This window comes from Streptomyces sp. NPDC054765 (assembly GCF_053612065.1).
This window is the reverse complement of record NZ_JBSHBP010000003.1, coordinates 113864-133096: the sequence shown is the minus strand read 5'-3', so window position 1 is coordinate 133096 and position 19233 is coordinate 113864. Positions and strand designations below refer to the sequence as shown.

Here is a 19233-nt window from a genome sequence, read left to right as displayed (position 1 = left end):
CCATGACGCATGACCCACACCAGGCCGAGGACACCCTCGATGAGCCGCTGCCGCTGACGAAGTCCCCTGGTCTGATGGGGCGTTTGCGGCGGGCGTTCGGAAGGGCGGCCCCTGGCGGAGCCAGTAGTACCCCGAGTCCGACTCAAGGCCGGACTTCGGGGGTCCCCGCCCCAGGGGTGGCGGAGACGGCCCAGCGCCAGGGGACGCCGGGCCAGGAGGTCGGGGCCGAGGGCGGCCCCGACCCGGACACGCTCCACGCAGTCCAACGCGAGACCCTTCGGCCCGCCCGTGCCGCCGAGACCGCCATCGGCGAGCCCGTCGTGAAGAGCGCCCAGCCCACGATCCGTCGCTTCCGCGGCAACAAGCGCACCGTCCGCGTCGGCCCGCTGCGGTTCACCGACGACGAGCACGCCGGCCTTCAGGAGGCTGCTGCCGAGCACGGCTACAAGGGCGAGTCCGGCTTCGCCGCCGATGTCGTCCTGGCCTTCATCGCAGGCCGGTTCACTGCCAACCTGCCCCTGTCCGAGGATCGCCGCCGCACGCACATGTTCCGTGCCCAGGTCCTGCGCCAGCTCAACCGCATCGGCGTCAACATCAACCAGATCGCCCGCGCCCTCAACAGCGACCTCACCCCACCCGACATCCGCGAGCGCCTCGACGAACTCCACCATGTGCTGGAACTGATCGCCGAGGCCCTGCGCCAGCCTGTCGACCCGGGGGAGGACGTTGCCGCGTGATCGCCGCCATCAAGGCGCCCGGCGCCAACACCCGTGGCCTGCTTGCCTACCTCTACGGCCGGGGAACCCACGACGAACACTTCGATCCGCACATCGTGGCGGGCTTCGTGATGCTCGGCATGCCCGATCCCGGCCGCGATGAGATGGCCACCCTCACCGAACTCGCCCGCCACCTCGACGAGCCCGTCCGCCTGCGCAACAGCGAGTTCGGCAAGCCTGTCACCGACCACGTCTGGCACTGCCCCGTCCGTGCCGCGCCCGAAGACCGCTATCTCTCTGATGCCGAATGGGGCGAGATTGCCCAGCGCGTCGTCGCCGCGGCCGGCATCGCCCCTGCCGGTGATGACCTGGCCTGCCGCTGGATCGCCGTACGTCACGCCGACGACCACATCCACATCCTCGCCACCACCGTCCGCGAAGACGGCCGACGCCCCAAACTCCATGACAGCGGCATCCGCGTCGGGGACGCATGCCGCGAGATCGAGAAGGACTACGGTCTGCGCCGTCTGAAGAAGGGCGACCGCACCGGCACCCGGCACCCCAGCCAGGCCGAGATGCACAAGGCCCAGCGCCTCGGCTGGGAGCAGACCAGCAAGGAGTGGCTCCAGGACCGCATCCGCGCCGCTATCCCCAACGCCACAAGCGCCGAGGAACTCCTCGCTTACCTCGAAGCCGAGGGCATCCGAGTCAAGGCCAAGCGGGGACCGTCCGGCGACCTCCTCGGCTACGCAGTCGGACGCCCCGGCGACCTCAATAAGGACGACGAACAGATCTTCCACCCCGGCGGAAAGATCGCCCCTGACCTCTCCCTTCCCAAGATCAAGGCCCGCCTCGAATCCAGCCAGCCCGAAGAGCACCCCACCGCCCGCCGGGCCCAGCCCAGCACCCCCTGGCACCGAGCAATTGACGCCCTCGACAGTCTCCACACCGACCTTGCCGACGACGCACGAGCCCAGGCACACGTCGCCGCGCTCGGTGAACTGATCGAAGCCACCGCCCAGACAGCGCCCACCGACCTGCGCGCTGAACTTCAAGCCGCCTCGAAGACGTTCGCACGGGCCCAGCGCTCCCAGATCCGGGCAGAAGACCGAGCCGCCCACACTCTGCGCAACGCGGCTCGCGACATCGCCCACACCGCCACCGGCCCCGACGGCAGCGCCCTCGCCGTCCTGGTCGCAGCCCTCGTCTGGGCCGCAATCGTCGCGGGACGCTGGCACGAGGCCAAGGGCCACGCCCACCAAGCCGACGCCGCTCGCCAAGCCCTCCAGCACCTTCAGAGCGCCGCCGACCACGCCCTCACCCAGGAACTCACAGACCTCGCGCAACGGCAGCCGAAGGAGGAGACCCGTCGCTCTCTGGCCAGCGACATACGCGCCGCCATCCCCGAACACGCCGAGCAGATCCTCACCGACACCGGCTGGCCGGCCCTCGCCACCGTCCTCGCCGACGCCGAAGCCCGCGGCCACAAACCCCACCAACTCCTCAAGGAAGCAGCCGCCCAACGCGAACTGGCCACCGCCCGCCAACCCGCCCGCGTCCTGATCACCCGCATCCAACACACCGGACGCAACCCCATCCCCAACCGCCGCGCCGCAGCAGCCCGCCTCCGCACCACCACCGCGGTCCCGCACCCGCCCCTCGGGCCTGACGTCGCCCAGCCAACGGCGGCAACTACAGCACCGGCCGCGCAGCAGCGCCGCCCGCGTCGCTAGCTGCCCAATACGCCGCTGCATGACCGTGGCTCGCTGCGGCCGTGCAGCGAGTGGTTGGACGTGAGCTTGGGTGCATCGCCCCCTGCCGCAATCCGGCTGGTAGGGGGCTGCGGTCTTGCCCTGGGCCTACTGCCGGGCGGTGCTGCACCGTGGCTGAAATGCGCTCCTACCAGGGCGATTGTCAGTGCTGTATGCGAGGGTCGCCATCTGTGAGCCGAAGCATTGTCGGCGGCTCGCGACGCGTTACGAGTACACGGCCAAGGGGGAGGCACGGCATGGCTGGCGACGGCTTTGACGTAGACACCGACCAACTCAAGTCCGCCGCTCCAACATTCCACCGAGAGTCTGTCGCCTTGGAGCGGGCGGCGACCAAGCTTCGCCACACGCTCGGCGGGCTGGGGGAGCCGTGGGGCGGTGACGAGCAGGGCAAGAAGTTCGAGCACGCCTACGCCCCGCACCGGGCGCAGATCGAGAAGGCGGCCGCGGCCCTGGTCAAGGGCCTGTCCAGCATCACCAAGGCCATGAACGACATGGCAGCCAACCACGAAGACGCTGACCACTCAGCCAAGGCCGGCTTTGAGGGCGGTAAGTGATGGGCGCTGGCGACAAAGCCAAGGAGATCGTCCAGGACCTCACTGGCATGTGGTGGCCGGAGGGCGACGAGGACGAACTCCGGGAGGCCGCCCGCGCTTGGCGCACCTTCGCCGACGACGTCGAGGACTGCACGGCCGCCTGCCACAAGAAGGCCCAGGACGTAATCGACAACAACAAGGGCAAGTCGATCGATTCGTTTGGGGAGTTCTGGCGCAAATACCACGGCGGTGGCAAGGGCTACCTTGACGACGTGGCCAGCGCTGCCCGTGACATGGCTAAGGCTTTGGACAAGTACGCCGACCAGGTCGCCGAGGCCAAGAAGAAGATCGAGCACGAGCTGGAGATCGCCGGTGCGGTCCTGGTCGTCGGTACGGCCCTGGCCGTCTTCACCGGCGGCATCACCGAGGTCGCGGCACTCGGCGCCACCGAGGCGATCGTCGCCGCAGCGAGTACGGCGGGCGTCGCCGTTTCCGCCACCGTCGCCGAGATCGCCGGAACTGTCCTGGCCACCGCCGCCATCGGCGGCATCGAAGCCATCACCGTAGACGTGGTCGTCGCCCAGGGCGGACGCAACCTCCTCGGCGACCAACACGGCATCAACCTTGCCGAGGCCAGAGATGCTGGGGTCACCGGCGTCTTGCTGGGTGGTGCATTTGGTGGCGCGGCCCGCACTGCCAAGGCTGTTGGAGACGCCGGCGGCTTCAAGGCGGTCCTTGCGGATACCAAGCTCGACGGTCTCCGTCTTCGCCCAGCGATCGACCAGATGGGCAAGCGGCGTACCTGGCAGCTCTATCACGCAAAGGAATCGAAAGCCCTGGCCCCTCCTGCCAAAGCAGGTGACGACATACTGCCGTCCGGCCATCCGATCTACCACGGTAAGCAGACGACAACCATCGGCTACGATCCACGTACTCTCTCAAATTTGGAACGGGTAAGACGTGTTGATGGTGTCCACGACGTTGTCGTGCACGGCACGCCCGACAACGTCTTTATCGCAGGACACGTCAATCCAGCAGGCGTAGCGAAGACCACTTACGAGATAAGCCCTCACCAGGTAGTGGAAAGTATTCGCAACAATCCGAACTACACGGGTGGGCCTATTCGCTTGGTATCCTGCCACTCGGGAGCCGGGGCGGAGCCGCTGGCGCAGTCCGTGGCAAATGAAATGGGAGCCCCTGTCTACGCGCCGACCAATCGCATGGGAGTGGATCGCACGCTGGGAATCCAGGAACCCGTCATCGACAAGGGTGGATACTGGCGGATATTCCTTCCCATCACCGACTGACGCCCACAGCTGCGAGGAATGATGATTCGCCGAGTAGGTTTCTTTGCCGAAGGCAATGAGGATGGTGACCCCGCTGTCTACAGCGAGTCTCTGACCCAAGCCATGGACGGCCCGCCCGCACCTGATGAACATCGAATTCTCTCCTACCTCAAAGGCGGGGAGGAGATCTTCAGCACCATGGGCGCTGAGCGTGATGTCATCTCCGGAGACGAGTGGGTCGGTGGTGCCGGGTCGCTGGTGACGGATGGTGAATGGGTCTGGCCTGTTGACCTCGTTTACTACCTTTCGCGTTACCACATTGCCCTTCCAGTCGATTTCCTCGAACATGTACGGAAATCGGAGTATCGGGCTCCGGTGGTATCTGGCGAGCGTGCGCGAGAAATCATGGCCGAAATTTTCCCTAAGCGTCCTTCGCCTTGGGGTTAATGCGATTTCGGGGTGTTCTTGCGTCGACGGAAGTGGATACATCGGAAGTCGGAAGCCTTCCGATGTAAATCGCCCGGATGCTCGCCAGCGCAGAAGTGACGATTGGCGCGACCCCTGATCTGAGACCAAGCAACCGCGGCCCGGTATGTCGAGTGCGCCGGGCCGCGGATGTGTTGGCCGGGCGACGGATTGAGAGCGGTGGGGATGCAGCGTCCCCCTGATCGCACGGCTCGCTCATAGCAGGCGGGGCGCTTTGCGCCTGGTCACGATGCAGGGAGTGTCATCCGCCAACTGCCGCGAATCCATCTGAACCCCGCCATTCATGATCGAGGACTGAGTACGTGATCGAGTCCCTCCACGCTCCTCGTACGAACACGTGCTCCCGAATGCGGCCTTCCTCCGTCATGCCGGCGCGGAGCAGGGTCTTGGCGGAGGCGGCGTTCAGCGGTGCGCGAGCGGCCCAGATGCGGTGCAGGCCAAGGTGGTTGAAGCCGAGGTCGCACATGAGGTGAACGGTTTCGGTGCCCAGGCCCGCTCCCCATGTGTGGGGGCGCAGGGCAAAGCCGATGGTGGCGGCTTTCTGGGCGTGCGGGTCGAGCGCCAGGCGGGCGAAGCCCACCAGGTCCCTTTCCTCCTGGCGGACCACACCGAGGGCGTATTCGGTGCGGGGTTGCTCGCCGGAGGAGGCGATGGATCGGGCGACGATCTCCCCGACCTGTTCATGGGTTCGGGGTTCGAAGCTCAGGTGGCGGGTGGCCTCGGCGTCGCCGTAGATGGCGTGTACGGCGTCCACGTCGTCGCTGGTGAGTTCGCGCAACTGAAGCCGGGGGCCTGCGATGTCGACCGGATGCATGGTCGGGACCCTACTCGCAGGCGGTGTTACCTGGGCAGGGCGGCGACAGGGGTCGCGGTGAACGCTTCGATTTCCTCCCGTGTCGTGCGAGCCTCGGGTGCGGTGAGCCAGCGGGGATCACGCAGCGCGGTGTGGACCTGCCGCACCGAGGCAACGATGCCGTTGATGCGCTGATCGGCGGGCAGGTCGAGAACGGGCCGCATGGCCTCGTCGACACCGTCGAGGCTTCCGGCGTGGATTCGGGCGAGGGCAAGGTCGGTGTGGGCGCCGGCCTGGTCGCCGAAAGCCCACTCTTCAGGTTCCGCTTGGCGGTAGGCGGCGACGGCCGCTTCAGCTTGATGCTCCGCCTCGGGGGCGTTCGGCAGCCAGGCGGTGGCGTCGGCGGCGTAGTAGAGCTGGCGTGGTACGGGGAAGGTCATGATGCCGCCGAACTCGTCCAGGTCGTTGGGGGACGCCGCATCGCGGGCCCGTTCGGCTTCTGCGAGGGAATTCCGTACGGCTGCCACATCGCCGAGTGCGGCTCCTGCACGGGCTTGCAAGCAAGACAGCCATACGGCGCTGGTGCCGGTTACGCCTGCCACCTGGGAGATGCCGAGGGCAGCGTATTTGGAGGCTTCCTGGTGTCGGCCGTCCCAGTAGGCGATCAGGGATTGCAGGCCGCGGACCCAGGCGCGCATGGCGTGGTGGTCGGCGTTGTCCGCGCATACGTAGGCGGTGCGGGCCTGTGTCATGGCCGATCGCGGGTCGCCGAGGTCGTGGCTGGCCTTGGCGAGCATGCCGGAGGTGATGGCGGAGAGCAGGTACAACTCGCGGGCCTGGCCAGGGCGGACATGGCCGTGTTCGAGCAAGCGGAAGGAGAGGTCTTGGACTTCGACGAGGTCGCCGAGGAGGGGAGCCAGCGGCAGCTGCGGGTAGGCGGCGGCTAGACGACGTACCTCCTGGTGGAGCTCGTCCAGGGTCTCGGGACCTACGTTGCTGCCTTCTGCCATCGCGCTGAAGCGGAATGCACGGCGAGCTGCCATGGCGACCTGCCTCTCTAACGTGTCCCGGCCGGCGTTGTCGCCTGGAACGGGTCTGCTGGTGAAATCGATGCCGTCGAAGCCGCTGTCTCCTTCTCTGGGTTCGAGCGAGGGGGACGGCGGCCGTGTCGGCATGACAAGCCGAAGCTGGGGAACGGCATCGACTGCGCCAACGCCCTCGTCCGCTGGACCGAGCAGGACGTCGACGGGGTATCGGAACATCGCCTCCAGTACCCGGCACAAGGCCGGGTAGGGGCGGGTCTTCACCTCGCCCCCGTACCACCGCTCAAACTGCCGCTTGGACACCGTCAGGCCGACAAGCGTCGGATCACGGTCCTGTTCGGCGAGTTCGTTGGCAGTGCGCTCGAAGTGAAGCTTGAAGGTCTCGAACACCTGCCAGTGGCGCCTGGTGATCAATGTCCGTAGAAGAGTGGGCCTTTGAGCCATCAATCCCCCGATGGGTTCCGGTCGGCTCGTCGGTTCGACGGTAGCCCCGCAATGCCGCCATACGGGAGTGAAAGCTGCCGTGTGCGAGGAGATGGCGGTGGAGACGGCGGCAACGTGACGGTACCCATGTCGTCCACTTCGCCAAGCCCGAATCAGACGTCGGCACTCATGTCGTGGTGAGGCGTGCCGCTTGGACGTCAGGCTCGATGCCCGCCCTGAACGCGAGCGACGAGGTGGTGTTCCGGCAATGCCAGCAGCAGGTGACAGCGCGATGCGGCGACAGGCAGCGCCCCGTACCGGGATTCGGAGCGCGGAGGTTTGGAGCGACAGCGGCCCACCCCTGCGGCGCGAGCGGACCTTCTCTCCACACGGCTCGTCCGTGAGTGAGGCACGGAAGTTCGCCGTCGAGGCTCTGTCGGCTTGGGGAGTCCGGGACCGCCTCGATGACGTGTGTCTGTGCCTGTCAGAGGTCGCCACCAACGCGCTCGTACATGCAGGTCCGCCCAGCTTCGGATTTCGGGCACGGCTAGCCATCAGCGGATCGGTGGTTCGGCTGGAGGTTCACGATCAGGATGCGGACCGCCCGCATCGGCAGCATCCGCGCCTTGATGACACCTCGGGTCGCGGCCTGCTCCTGGTGGACGAACTGTCCGATGGGTGGGGCGTGGACGAGCAGCACGGCATCGGCAAGACCGTCTGGATCACCTTCAAGATCACTGCTCCCAACCCTCGCACGCCCAAAGGCGAGATCTGACGGGGATGCGACCTGTTCACACCGATCACGAACGCCTTTACAGGAAAGAGGAATCCATGCCCAAAGCCCAAGATCCCTTACCCGGCCGCATCGTCATCCTCGGTGCCGGCCCCTGCGGACTGGCGTGCGCGAGCGAGCTGGACCGGCTCGGCCACCGCAACTGGACCCTGCTGGAGGCGTCGCCCACCGTCGGAGGGCTGGCGTCATCCGTGGTCGATCGTGCCGGCTTCACCTGGGACCTGGGGGGCCACGTGGTCTTCTCCCATTTCGGGGAGTTCGACCGGCTCCTGGGCGAGCTCTTCGCCCCGCATGAACTGCTGCACCACGACCGGTCCTCGTACATCCGATTCCGCGACCGCTGGGTGCCCTACCCCTTCCAGCAGCACCTCCACTGCTTGCCGCAGGCCGACGCCGAAGCGTGCCTGGTGTCGCTGACCCACGCCTGCCAACAGCGCGAACAGACCCTGCCGACTGACACCGACTTCGCGACGTGGCTACAGGCCCAGTACGGAAGCGGCCTCGTTGAGCGCTTCTTCGCCCCGTACAACACCAAGGTCTGGGCGATCTCACCAGAGAAGATGAGCGCGGGCTGGGTCGCGGAGCGAGTGGCACCGGTCGACCTCGACGAGATCCTGGCAGCCTTCTACGGCGTCAAAGCCCCCGCACCGAAATGGGGGCCGAACTCCACGTTCGCTTTCCCCTCCATCGGGGGCACTGGAGAGATCTGGCGACGACTGGGCGCCCGCCTGGGCAACCGAGTCCGCACCCGAGCCCCAGCCACGTCGATCGACCCGAGCGCCTGCCTCGTGCGACTGGAGAGCGGGGAGGCGGTCCCTTACGACCAGGTCGTAGCCACCATGCCACTGGACCGACTCGCCGCCATGACGACGACGAGCCCACCCGACGTACGGGAGGCGGCCCGCCGGCTGAAGCACACCACCGTCGCCATGGTCGGCCTCGGATACCGAGCCCCCACCCTGGACGAACGGTCATGGTTCTACTTCCCAGAGGACGACGTGCCGTTCTACCGCGCCACCAACTTCAGCAAGTACGCGCCTGCCAACGTCCCCGGCGCCGACACCACCGCCTTCAGCTCATGGATGACGGAGATCTCCGTGATGCCCGGGACTCGGGTCAACCAGCGTGCCCTGGTGAAAGCCGCCGATGCTGCGCTGCGGCGACATCGCCTGGTTCCCGGGCTGGCCGAGCTGGCCACAGCCCATGTGGAGATGATCCCGTACGCCTACCCGATCCCCACTTTGGACCGGGGCGAGGCGCTGGCGTTGACGGTGCCGTGGCTGGAAGACCAAGCGATCTACCCTCGCGGCCGGTTCGGTACCTGGCGGTACGAGATCGGCAACATGGACCACGCGGTGAAGATGGGCGTCGATATCGCACGCCGTCTGGTCACGGGGGCCACCGAGGAGCTTCTCAGCAGCCAGGACGCGGTTCCCGCGGGGAGCCGCTCATGACCACCACCACGACGACGTCTGTCACCTTCGCCGGACACGCCTTCGATGTCGAGGTGGACCAGGACTTCGCCGTCGAACAGCGCACTCACCTGCACAGCTTCGTCCCCGAGGCCGCGCTGGCCCCACCCTGTGGTCGGCTGTCCAGCATCCGTATCCGCTACGACCGTGAGCTGTTCGCAGACCGGACCGCCCGCCTCCAGACGGTGCAAAGCCGGTGCGTCGAGCCGTTCCGCGGTGAGCCGTACCTGCGGTCGCGGGTGGGTGACGTGGACTGGTGGCGCCCTCATCCCCGCTCGCACCTGTCCCAGGACCATCTCTATGCGCACGACTCCACCGGACGCCTGCATATCGTTCTCCACCCTGATGCACATCGCGGAGAGCGCTATCTGCTGCGCATCGTCCGGGAAGTCGTGATGCGGTGCGGCGAAGACCGGGGCTGGACCGCTTTCCATGCCGCTGCGGCGTCCATCGACGGAAACGGGGTGCTCATCGCCGGACCGACCACAGCTGGCAAGACCACCGTGCTCGCCGCTCTCGCCTGCCACCGCCGCGCGGACCTGGTGGCCTCCGACCGCGCGATGCTCACTCAGAACGCGGCCGACGTCATCGGTGTCCCGCTGTCCATCCGCATCGCCGGAGGCACACTGTCCGCTCTGACGCCGCGCGAGGCCCTGCCACCGCACCGGGTGCTCCCTCGCACGTTCGGTACGGATCAGAAGGCAAGCTGCACCCCGCGGGATTTCGCCGCCGCCTTCGCGGCCCAGGTCCGCGAGGGCGCTCCACTGCGGCTCGTGCTTCTGCCACGGCTTCGCAACGACGACACCCCGCTCAGCATCCAGGGGCTGCACGGCGAAACCGCCCGCGCCGAGTTGGCCGCCGCGTGCTGTACCCCGGATGACGAGGACTGGCTCCATCCGTGGTTCGCGTGTCAGACCCGGTCGGTGGAGGGACTGCGCGCTCAGGCCGACCAGGTACTGGACGACCTGGTAGCGAAAGTCCCGGTGTTCAGGGTCACCGCCGGCGTTCGTATTCCCCACTTGCTGGAACACCTCGCCGACGCCGTGGCCAGGAGGCTCTCGTGACACCGAAACGCATCGCCGTTGTAGGTCCCGTGGCTTCTGGGAAATCCACCATCGCCGCCGAGATTGCCGGACACACGGGACTGCCTCACCTGGACCTCGACAACCTGTTCTGGGGAGCGGGCTGGACGCCCGTTGACGCCGTGATCTTCCAGAAGCGGGCCAGGGACGCGCTCAGCGCAGAGACCTGGATCGCCGATGGCAACTACAGCGGGCCTGTCGGCGAGATGCTGCTGGGCCACGCCCAGCTGGCGATCTGGCTCGACCTCCCCCTGCGCACCTGCCTGCCCAGGCTTCTCAAGCGCTCACTCCGGCGAGCCGCCCGTGGCGAGGAGCTGTTCGCCGGCAACCAGGAGACGTTCCGACATCTGTTCGCCAGGGACTCGATTCTCCTCTGGGGCCCGGCCCATCACCGCCAGCACCGCCGTCGCTGGCGCCACCATCTCGGCCCCAACAAGCCCCATGGGCTGCCCGTGCTGCGCCTCACCAGATCCACGGCCGTTGCACCGGCGCTCCGAGCCATGAGTCTGTTGCCCGCAGCTACGAGGGCGGTGGCACCGTGCCGCACACGGTGATCGCCTCGGCTGTCCGCGTTCCCTGGCACAGCCACCATGGGGGCTACGACCGGCTCCTTGATTACCTGCCGGAAGCCAGGCGCATCACCGCGCCACGAGGAATCACCGGCCAGAAGATCGCCACTGCCACCCATCACTGGCTCCGCCGCCGCTGCCCTCTGCCGTTCTACCCGGCCGAGCACTTCGCCACGGATGCACGCGTCCTCGCCGGGCGCGGGCCCGCCCACATCCTCTACGGCGACGAGCAGTTCTGGTTCTCCCGCCACCGACCGGGTCCCACCGCCGTCACCTATCACCAGCCACCCGCACACCTGGCCCGCTTCATGCAGGCCACGGACTGGCGGCGGCTCGCCGCCCACGCAAGCCAGATCATCGCCGTTGCCCCCGACCAGTTGGCGTTCTTTGCCAACTACCTGTCCGAGGAGCGCGTGCACCTGATCCCGCATGGCATCGACACCGCCGCCTTCACGCCAGCAGGGGCCCCAGAGACCGGCGGTCGGCCAATGCTCCTGACCGTGGGCTGGTGGCTGCGCGATTGGGACGTCCTGGACATGGTCCACGACCGGCTCCACCGACGGTACGGCAACGACATCGAGATGGTTGTCGTCACGCGCCAGGCCGACCGGCGCACCTGGCACCCGGCCGTGCGCGTGCTGGAAGGAGTCAGCGAACTCACTATCGCCCTGCTCTACCGCCGGGCCGCGGCTGTGTTCCTCCCCCTGACGGACGCAACTGCCAACAACGCACTCCTGGAAGCTCTGGCCTGTGGAACCCCGGTGGTCGCCACCGACACCGGCGGCATCTCGTACTACACGGGCCACGGCCCGGCCGCCTTGCTCACACCGCCCGGTGACGCAGCTGCCGCCGCCGAAGCCGTCGAAACCCTCCTCGGCGAACTCGGAACCGCCGCCCATGCCTCACGACGGGCCGCGGCCCGGGAGCGCGCCGAGCTCTTCGCCTGGCCGCGCATCGCCGATCAAGTTCGCTCCGTCTACCGCCTGCTGGAGGAGGAACGATGATATTGGTCGAGCTGTGGTTCCACTACGCCGTTCCCGTCCTGCTCGCCCTCCTGCTGGCCCGCGGGCTCTGGGCACTCGTCGCAGTCGAACTCTGCGCCCGTTGGCTGCTGGACAACGCACGCCGAGACCCCGTCTCGACCGACGAGGGCCGACCGTGGCTGGTGGTCCTGCTGCCCATGCTCCGCGAGCAAACCCTCGCCCCCGAGACGATCGCCGCCTTCACGGCCCTCGACTACCCACGAGAACGTGCAGTGGTCGTCGCCATCACCACCGAACGAGAAGAGAACGCCCGCCGGCGCGACCGTGATCGCCTTCCGGCACTGGCGGACACCAGCTGCCTCACCGAGGTGCAACTGCGCGGGATGTTCCCCCGCGCCCGCTGCGGCGACGTCGCCCGGGAGGTCAATGCCGCTCCCAGAGAGAAGCGCCTCCCCCTTCTCGCCGAGCTGTACGACGCAGAGCCCACGACCCGCGAAACCGTCGCAGCCCTTGCCGAAGACCAGCCAGCGGTCGGACTGCGTCTGGTGCACTTGCACCAACCCGACACCGGCGGCCGCAAAGCCGGACAGCTCAACCACGCCGTCAACCGCCTCGACGAGATCCTCGGCCCCCTCGGCTGGCACGACGAGAACGACGCGGACAACACCTTTCTCTGCGTCTATGACGCCGACGCTATCCCGGACGTCCGCACGCTGACCGCCTTCGCCGAGACGGCCACTCGCCACAGAGCCCTCACCGGCCGGCCACCGGCCCTGATCCAACAGCAGCGCCTGCCACTGCTCGGCCGACGCCCCTTTCCGTCTGGTGCCACCGGCCTGTTCCTCGCGGGGGAATGGCTGTACCAGCTCCGCCGCTCACTCGGTATCGAGCTCGCCCGAGTCCGCCTGACGCAATGGCTCACCACCACCCAGGCCCCAAGATCTATAAGGACACTGCTGCGGCCAATGATCTACGGCGTCGGCTGTGGCATGACCGTCCACCTGCCGACCGTACGAACCCTCGGTGGCTTCCCCGAACCGATGGAGGATCTGGGCACCGGCCACCGCCTCTCCCTCCTCGGTGCCGACATCGCACCCGCCACCGTCGCCGTCCTGGACGAGCCCTATACCGAGCCTCGCGGTCTGACCAACCTCCACGCCCTCGCCTTCCTCACGTCAGCCCGACCGGGCCGCCATGCGAAGGCCGTTGCTCACCTGCCGAGCGCACTCACCCGCATCGGCAAGGCACTCCTGGTACTCCGGGAATGGGCCGACGAGATCGCCTGGGTCGCCGGCGCTCCGCTGATCGCCGCCGCCGTGATCTCCGCCTGTTGGGCCAGTCCCCTGTGGTCCGCGCTTGCCCTCGCGGGTGTCCTGCTGCATGGCCCGGTCCTGACCGCTCGGCTCATCGGACTGGCCCCTGCCCTCCATACCGCGGTGGTACTCCCGACCGGCCGCGTCGCTGCTGCTCCATGCCCCACACGCGGCCGCCGAGCAGGGTTGATCGCAAGCAGCCCCGCCCAACCGTTCATCCGTCTCGTCGGCCCCTGGCGGATGATCTTCCGCCGCATCACCGGACACGCGACCACCTTCGGCAAGACTGAGCGCTGAAGCACCACCCAATCCACATAGGAAGTTGGACCAGCAAGTGACTGAATCCGCCACCCCCGAAATTCGCACCTCGGCCAAAGCCGTTGTCCTCCACGACGACCAGATCCTCCTCATGCGTGCCGTCTGGGAGGACCAGGAGTGCTACTTCCTCCCTGGAGGCGGCCAACACCCCGGAGAGAGTCTCGGCGACGCCGTCGCCCGCGAAGTCGACGAGGAAACCGGCCTGACCGTCACCGTCGAGCGGCTGCTGTGGCTCCGTGAATACATCGGCGCTAACCACGACCACCCTGAAAGCGAAGCCGACACCCACCGCATCGAAGCGATCTTCCTGTGCACCCCCACCAGCGATCCCGGCCAACTCGGCGGCCATGCCCAGGACGAGGTGCAGACCGGCCTGGAATGGGTGCCGCTGGGCAAAGTCCCTGCCCTCAACCTGCTGCCGCAGGCCATCCGCCAGCCAGTCGCCTCCCTCACGGAGGCGCCTAAGCCCCCCGGCACCTACCTCGGCGATGTCGCCTGACAGCGCTATGGACGGTATCGACGGCCGCGTCCCACCCAGCGCCCGCGAGATCACCACCGGCCAGGCCAATCGCGTCTGGTCGGTGGAAGGACCGACGCCGTACATCCTCAAGCACTACGGCGACCCGAGCCGTGCCGCCAACGAAGTTGCCGCTCTCCGGCTCCTGACTAGCCACCGTGTCCCATGTCCACAGCTGCTCGCCGCGTCCAGCGGCAGCAGCACCCCTCCATGGACCGCACAGGCCGCACTGCACGCGAAGCCTGTGCCCATCGACCGGTTCCTGGCAGACCTCGCCGAACCGCTGGCCGCCATCCACCGCATCCCCGGCACGCACTTCGGCCGCCTCGCCGGAGCCCGACAACACCCCAGCTGGACCGACTACCTCCACGACCGCCTGCGCATGTACGCGGCAGCCGTCCCGGCCCTACGCGCCGTGGCCCGACGCCTCCACCAAGAAGTCGACGCCAGCAACAATGCCATTCAGCCAGTGCTGCTCCATCACGACCTGCAGCCGGGGCACCTTCTTTGCGGACCTGCTGGTGCCCGACTACTCATCGACTGGGAGCTGGCCATCTTCGGCGACCATCGGTCCGACCTCGCTCGTCTCGCCGTACGCCTCGACCTCGACGACCCCACGCCGGTACTCGCTCTCGCCAGTCGGCCCGACGTCACGGCCGAAGGCCGACTCCATCTGTACTGGCGCATCCACCTGCTCGCCGACGCTGCGCTGAGCACAGACCGCGTCGTACGGAAACGGGCAGCCGGGAGGCTAACTGGTTCGAGCGTCACGTAGCTGCTGGGACTGCATAACCTCTGGTGCCGCGAGTGATCTCCTGGGGCGACGATCTAGGACTCCCCGTGGCGGGCCGTCGAGGGTCTCGCGCGCTTCGCCATCGAACCGTGCGAAGACGAACGCAGTGGCATTGCCGTCACGGCACTGAACGGCGTTCGGATCGTCGTCCTCGGACGGTCAGGCGGCATGTGAGCGACAGTGGCGTCACAGCCTGTCTCGCTGAGGCATCCCAATCAGCGCTCCAACTTTTGGCATTCGGGCGCTCTCCAGCAGATAAGTGGATTGGACATCCCGGTTTCTTGCTAGCTTTCGGTCCGTCCCAAGGAGGTTCGGTGTCATCTTCCTCATCTGCCAACGCGTCAGCAGATCTGCGAGTTGCGCCGCTCGATGGCGTGCTCGACGAGGTCGAGCGTGCACTTCGAACACAATTGGACCGGGGTTCTCTGGTGCGCAAGCGTCGAACGCTGGGGGCGCCTACAGATCGTGGCACGTGGGTGCGGGTTGAGCGGCGTTGCTTTGACAAGATCGGCAGCCAAGGCTGGAACGGCACCGAATGCGCTGCTCTTCTGGAGGGGGTGTCCAAGCCGCAGTGGCATCGAGGAGCTGCGTGGAGACAGCCTGGGGACGCCGTGATGTGGCGGGCCGATGAGACGGACCTTCTGCCCGGAGCGCCCGTCGGCAACAGTGTCCTAGCCGCCGAGCCGACGCTGCCGGACGACTGGTGGCAGGCGTTCAATACGTCGCTGGATGCCTTGGCCGAGCAGCACACGAGGCGCGTCGCCACCCCAGACACCGTGATGATCACGCAGAGCCGTGTCGCTGAAGCGGTCCATCGCTTTCTCCCCGGTGGTGTCGATGCGACAGTGAGACGGTGGCTGCCGGCGCACGCGGATCTGAATTGGGCGAACGTGACCGGGCCGAAGTTCTGCCTGTTCGACTGGGAGGACTGGGGCGTGGCTCCTCAAGGGTTGGATTCTGCGTCACTGTGGGGCAACTCCCTTGCCGTTCCGGTTCTGGCGGAGCGCGTCCGCCGCGAACGGTCCAAGGATCTGGAGAGCCGGGATGGCAAGCTAATGATCTTGTTTATCTGCGCGAAGATCCTGGTCCCGGACGCCCACCCCGAGGATCCGCGCCTCGAACCCGCACGCCACATGGCGGCACAGATCGCCGAGGACCTTCAGAGATGTTGACGGTCTCTGTCCGCGTAGGCGCCGTCGGTAGCCTTTTCGGGGGCAGGCATCCGAAGTGAACCTTTGGTCTGAGGACTGCACGTCATGTCTTATTGAGGCTTACTGGCGGCCGCGGACCACGAGGGGTAGGAGCAACTTCGGCGGGCAGCGCCTACCTTTGGTACTGCCCGCCGGCCGGCGGCACGGAACCTGCCGGCGGGTCAGCTGACCCAGATGCCTGCGGGTGACACCCGGCGTGCGAGGCGTTGGCCCGCGTCACTGACCGGGCTCGACCAGGACACATCGGGGATCTGGCATCCGAAGTCGTCGGCGAGTGCTTGCACGAGCGTGGCGCCGACGCCTTGACGGCGGTAGGAGTCCGCCACCCAGACGAGGATGATCCGTGGGCGCAGGGTGTCATCCTGGTCGCCGTACCGTGACCCGTCGATCAGATCCCAGCTGCGGTGCTCGCTGGTGTCATGGGCGGCGAGGTAGCCGATGACGTACCCGTTCACCTTCAAGAGGTATGCGCGCATGTTGTCTGGGGTCGCCTCAGGCTCGTCAAGGTGGGACCACGAGCGAAAGTCGTAGTGGTTCTCTTTCTGTGGCATCCGCGCCACTTGGTAGGACAGCTTCCTCCACGAAATGGGTGACTGCGTCGTCACGACGGCCAGATCACCCCACCACTCCAGGTTCCTGGGTACCCGAATGCCGAAAGCCCACGCCGCGTGGTGAGCGGTGTGCTCCTTGCCGTCTCCAAAAGGCTCCCGCAAGTCCATGCCACAAGGGCAATCGCGGCTACCCGGCGTCTCCACAGCGCGGAAATGAACGGGTGTTGCGCCGTAACTGAGGCCCTGGTCTCGGCCGCCCACCCAGGGACGGACGGGCGCATTATCCGATTCGACGTACCCGGTCCAGCGATCCTCCCAGCCGGGGTACTGCTCGGGAAACATTTCCCGTCGCTGCTTCTCGGCGAGCGACAGCGTCGGCCGTACCCACACGCTCCCGGCGGTCGCCCGACCGTTGAGGCGCACTCCGCGCCCTTTGGCCTTGCCGCGCAGAAACCTCAGAAACGCGCCGGGCTGCGAGTCGAAGTCGACGCCGCGGACCAGCTCTCGCTCGCCAGGAGCAAGCCAGTCATCGATGGGGAGTGCCAGCAGGTCGGCGAGCGCGTGGAGTCCGCTGTAGTCGCGGTCGAGCTCGGCTAAGCGGAGCGCTTCGACCGTAGCCTCGACATGCGGGAACTGGACGAACAGATCGACCCAACGTGGGCCGTTCCCACACGAGAAGCTTCCCGGGAAGCCGTCGTACCAGATGCGGTCGATTGACGCGTCGCGCGCCCTGTCGACCGCTTCTGTGTAGGCGGTGGGCAGCTCGGGGTCGTCTCTACGCGAGGACGTGGAGTCGACGTACCCATCACGATCGAGGCCGATCTTGGCGTACCAGCGAGTGGCCCGGACACAGATCTTCCGGGAGCGCCAGTCGCGTGGGTCGGGGTCGAGGTAGATGGTTCGCTCGGTCACGTGATCTGCTCCTGCCCTGCTGCTTGTTTCCTCGCCGCCCTGCGTGCGATGGCTGCGGCCGGCGAACATGCCACGCCTATGCTGCCCCTGCGATGCTCGCTGGACGGCCGAACCGGTCAACCTCATCCGTCTCTTCGGTATCCACCCCGGCCAATGGGGTGGAGTACGTACATGTTGCGCATCCGGTCGCCAGGTGGCCCCGACTCCGCGGACGGCTCACGTTGGATGTCCAGCCCTCCTCCAGGAGGCCGCAAAGACTTGCCTGGCGGAATCGCCCGGCGTGGGGCGCAGAGGGGGCCATGCGTCATGAATGGACGCCATCCGGGGCATCCAGAGCATTCCGCGCCAAATCGGCGAAGGCTGAGAGCTTCTGTTTCAGCTCTGAGACTGCCTCGTTCACGTTCCGGGAGCGTTGCCCCAACGCCGAGTCGTCGTACGCCTGTCGGGCGTGGATAAGGGAATAGGACCGGGCGTTGCTGGTCGCCGTGGTAGCAAGGTTCACGATGTCTTCGGCCAGTTCAGCCACGCTGCGTGGCCCTTCGATCACGACAATTGGGCCGGCGGTTCGTACTGCGGGAAGTAGAGCCGATGCCTCCTGCCAGGCCACATTGAGTTCCTCCGGGGAGTGATCTCCCCGGATCGCGGCGTATGCGATAGAGGAGAGGTGCCCAAGTGCCTCTTGGTGCGCGCTGATGGCTTCAAGAAATCGGCTGTAAACCTCGCGCCGCCCCTGACGTCGCCAGTGTGAATGCTGGCTGCGCCCTTGAGCTCGTCCGGACAGCGCAGCCGCGCCGATGGTCCCACCCGCGCCGAGGAGACCTCCCACTGCCGCACCGAGAAGGGCAGCCACTCCAGCGTCCATCTCGACACCCTTGCACCTTCACCAAGGTGACCGGGGGCAATCTTAGGAATCCACAGCCACCCATGCCTTGTCACAGGGCTACTGGCGGACCCGAAACGGGAGCGAGCAACATGTCCGACGCCACTGTCAATGCAGATCCGCGAGGCCAGCAAGTCCCTGAACAGCCAAAACAGGACGTGACGTAATCACCTAACACGATCCCGCGCCCCCTCGCCCTGTACTGAGTCCATCCGGACGTCACCAGGCGTGGAACAGCTGTCTGGCTGTTGGGAGGTGACCTCCACTGGTCCGAACGGAGACCCGTCTCGTCCAAGGCCTTCCGCACGATGGTGGTCTCCGCCGCGCCTCTCGGTTTGATGACCCCGGCCGGGAACTGCCACGTGATTCCGGCAGCGTCGTCGCACCGCCGGCCCACCAGGAGGGCATCGCTGTCGGGGACGACCACCGCCATGGCTACCCGCCGCGCCTGACGGCGTCGAGTCCGCTAGGGCCCGTTTTGTGGTGGGGCGAGCTCTCGTAGCGCTTCGCGACCTGTAGGACCACCTCTGCTCACCGACACGGCAGTCACCTGTATCTCGTCCAGGAGATTGCCGACGTCTACCTCGTGCGGATTCTCTTCCGCCTCACGCCTCTCGTGGAGTCAAGGGTGCGAGGCTCGCCATGGACGACATCCGCTCATCACCGGACTGCTATGTCGTCCACAAGACGGTGATCTGCCACGGGCATCTCGCGAGTAGTAGGGGTCCGAGGCCGGCTAGGAGGTTGTGAGGCGCCACACACCGCCTGTGCTGGATGGCGCCTACTT

Annotated in this window: 18 protein-coding genes and 1 pseudogene; 14 read left to right on the top strand and 5 right to left on the bottom strand. The window is 67.0% G+C overall.

The features are described from left to right. Positions 1 to 176: 176 nt before the first annotated feature. From ACWGJY_RS03350 to ACWGJY_RS03330, 5 genes are all read left to right on the top strand, one after another. Positions 177 to 737, top strand: a complete 561-nt coding sequence (locus ACWGJY_RS03350) for a MobC family plasmid mobilization relaxosome protein (RefSeq protein WP_453259096.1) — start codon at positions 177 to 179, stop codon at positions 735 to 737. Then, entirely contained in the window at positions 734 to 2449 is a 1716-nt protein-coding gene (locus tag ACWGJY_RS03345; protein WP_453259095.1) for a relaxase/mobilization nuclease domain-containing protein, read from the top strand. Before ACWGJY_RS03350 ends, ACWGJY_RS03345 begins: the two co-directional genes overlap by 4 nt. Before the next feature lie 353 nt (positions 2450 to 2802). Beyond that, positions 2803 to 3042: a WXG100 family type VII secretion target gene (locus ACWGJY_RS03340; RefSeq protein WP_453259094.1), complete on the top strand. Its 240-nt coding sequence runs from the start codon at positions 2803 to 2805 to the stop codon at positions 3040 to 3042. Next, complete coding sequence (locus ACWGJY_RS03335; protein WP_423608069.1) at positions 3042 to 4328, top strand: WXG100 family type VII secretion target; 1287 nt, start codon at positions 3042 to 3044, stop codon at positions 4326 to 4328. Before ACWGJY_RS03340 ends, ACWGJY_RS03335 begins: the two co-directional genes overlap by 1 nt. 18 nt (positions 4329 to 4346) lie before the next feature. Next, positions 4347 to 4754: a hypothetical protein gene (locus ACWGJY_RS03330; RefSeq protein WP_453259093.1), complete on the top strand. Its 408-nt coding sequence runs from the start codon at positions 4347 to 4349 to the stop codon at positions 4752 to 4754. 280 nt (positions 4755 to 5034) lie between these two features. Here ACWGJY_RS03330 and ACWGJY_RS03325 read toward each other — a convergent pair whose 3' ends face one another. Together ACWGJY_RS03325 and ACWGJY_RS03320 are read right to left on the bottom strand one after the other, a co-directional pair. After that, on the bottom strand, positions 5035 to 5607 hold the full coding sequence (locus ACWGJY_RS03325; protein ID WP_453259092.1) for a GNAT family N-acetyltransferase: 573 nt from the start codon (positions 5605 to 5607) through the stop codon (positions 5035 to 5037). A gap of 26 nt (positions 5608 to 5633) precedes the next feature. Further along, complete coding sequence (locus ACWGJY_RS03320) at positions 5634 to 7043, bottom strand: hypothetical protein (RefSeq protein ID WP_453259091.1); 1410 nt, start codon at positions 7041 to 7043, stop codon at positions 5634 to 5636. A gap of 409 nt (positions 7044 to 7452) precedes the next feature. On the opposite strand from ACWGJY_RS03320, the gene ACWGJY_RS03315 reads away from it, so the two are divergent. The 9 genes from ACWGJY_RS03315 (at position 7453) to ACWGJY_RS03275 (ending at position 16064) form a co-directional block, all read left to right on the top strand. Further along, on the top strand, positions 7453 to 7827 hold the full coding sequence (locus ACWGJY_RS03315; protein WP_266734234.1) for an ATP-binding protein: 375 nt from the start codon (positions 7453 to 7455) through the stop codon (positions 7825 to 7827). Between the two features lie 56 nt (positions 7828 to 7883). Beyond that, on the top strand, positions 7884 to 9299 hold the full coding sequence (locus ACWGJY_RS03310) for a protoporphyrinogen/coproporphyrinogen oxidase (protein WP_453259090.1): 1416 nt from the start codon (positions 7884 to 7886) through the stop codon (positions 9297 to 9299). After that, positions 9296 to 10381, top strand: a complete 1086-nt coding sequence (locus tag ACWGJY_RS03305) for a hypothetical protein (protein ID WP_453259089.1) — start codon at positions 9296 to 9298, stop codon at positions 10379 to 10381. Before ACWGJY_RS03310 ends, ACWGJY_RS03305 begins: the two co-directional genes overlap by 4 nt. Further along, positions 10378 to 10953, top strand: a complete 576-nt coding sequence (locus ACWGJY_RS03300) for a hypothetical protein (protein ID WP_453259088.1) — start codon at positions 10378 to 10380, stop codon at positions 10951 to 10953. The genes ACWGJY_RS03305 and ACWGJY_RS03300 overlap by 4 nt, the downstream gene beginning before the upstream one ends. After that, a complete protein-coding gene (locus ACWGJY_RS03295) occupies positions 10938 to 11972 on the top strand; it encodes a glycosyltransferase family 4 protein (protein ID WP_453259087.1) in 1035 nt (344 codons plus the stop codon). Before ACWGJY_RS03300 ends, ACWGJY_RS03295 begins: the two co-directional genes overlap by 16 nt. Then, positions 11969 to 13561 (top strand): hypothetical protein, encoded by a 1593-nt coding sequence (locus ACWGJY_RS03290; protein WP_453259086.1) that lies wholly within the window; start codon positions 11969 to 11971, stop codon positions 13559 to 13561. The genes ACWGJY_RS03295 and ACWGJY_RS03290 overlap by 4 nt, the downstream gene beginning before the upstream one ends. 37 nt (positions 13562 to 13598) lie before the next feature. Then, positions 13599 to 14081: an NUDIX domain-containing protein gene (locus ACWGJY_RS03285; RefSeq protein ID WP_351269080.1), complete on the top strand. Its 483-nt coding sequence runs from the start codon at positions 13599 to 13601 to the stop codon at positions 14079 to 14081. 7 nt (positions 14082 to 14088) lie between these two features. Continuing rightward, a complete protein-coding gene (locus ACWGJY_RS03280; protein WP_406209728.1) occupies positions 14089 to 14874 on the top strand; it encodes a phosphotransferase family protein in 786 nt (261 codons plus the stop codon). A 332-nt stretch (positions 14875 to 15206) separates the two neighbouring features. Then, a complete protein-coding gene (locus ACWGJY_RS03275) occupies positions 15207 to 16064 on the top strand; it encodes a hypothetical protein (protein ID WP_453259085.1) in 858 nt (285 codons plus the stop codon). A 200-nt stretch (positions 16065 to 16264) separates the two neighbouring features. Here ACWGJY_RS03275 and ACWGJY_RS03270 read toward each other — a convergent pair whose 3' ends face one another. The 3 genes and pseudogenes from ACWGJY_RS03270 to ACWGJY_RS03260 form a co-directional block, all read right to left on the bottom strand. After that, positions 16265 to 17566 (bottom strand): GNAT family N-acetyltransferase, encoded by a 1302-nt coding sequence (locus ACWGJY_RS03270; protein ID WP_406209722.1) that lies wholly within the window; start codon positions 17564 to 17566, stop codon positions 16265 to 16267. A 304-nt stretch (positions 17567 to 17870) separates the two neighbouring features. Continuing rightward, positions 17871 to 18428 carry a hypothetical protein gene (locus tag ACWGJY_RS03265; RefSeq protein WP_453259084.1) on the bottom strand — a complete coding sequence of 186 codons (558 nt, stop codon included), beginning with the start codon at positions 18426 to 18428 and terminating at the stop codon, positions 17871 to 17873. Between the two features lie 70 nt (positions 18429 to 18498). Beyond that, positions 18499 to 18897: pseudogene (locus ACWGJY_RS03260) on the bottom strand (NUDIX hydrolase); the annotation flags it as partial. Positions 18898 to 19233 lie beyond the last annotated feature (336 nt).

Bases quoted from the DNA above. Each gene is read 5' to 3' on its own strand.
- ACWGJY_RS03335 (WP_423608069.1), top strand. From the start codon at position 3,042: ATGGGCGCTGGCGACAAAGCCAAGGAGATCGTCCAGGACCTCACTGGC.
- ACWGJY_RS03330 (WP_453259093.1), top strand. From the start codon at position 4,347: ATGATGATTCGCCGAGTAGGTTTCTTTGCCGAAGGCAATGAGGATGGT.
- ACWGJY_RS03325 (WP_453259092.1), bottom strand. From the start codon at position 5,607: ATGCATCCGGTCGACATCGCAGGCCCCCGGCTTCAGTTGCGCGAACTC.
- ACWGJY_RS03310 (WP_453259090.1), top strand. From the start codon at position 7,884: ATGCCCAAAGCCCAAGATCCCTTACCCGGCCGCATCGTCATCCTCGGT.
- ACWGJY_RS03305 (WP_453259089.1), top strand. From the start codon at position 9,296: ATGACCACCACCACGACGACGTCTGTCACCTTCGCCGGACACGCCTTC.
- ACWGJY_RS03290 (WP_453259086.1), top strand. From the start codon at position 11,969: ATGATATTGGTCGAGCTGTGGTTCCACTACGCCGTTCCCGTCCTGCTC.
- ACWGJY_RS03280 (WP_406209728.1), top strand. From the start codon at position 14,089: ATGGACGGTATCGACGGCCGCGTCCCACCCAGCGCCCGCGAGATCACC.
- ACWGJY_RS03265 (WP_453259084.1), bottom strand. From the start codon at position 18,428: ATGGACGCTGGAGTGGCTGCCCTTCTCGGTGCGGCAGTGGGAGGTCTC.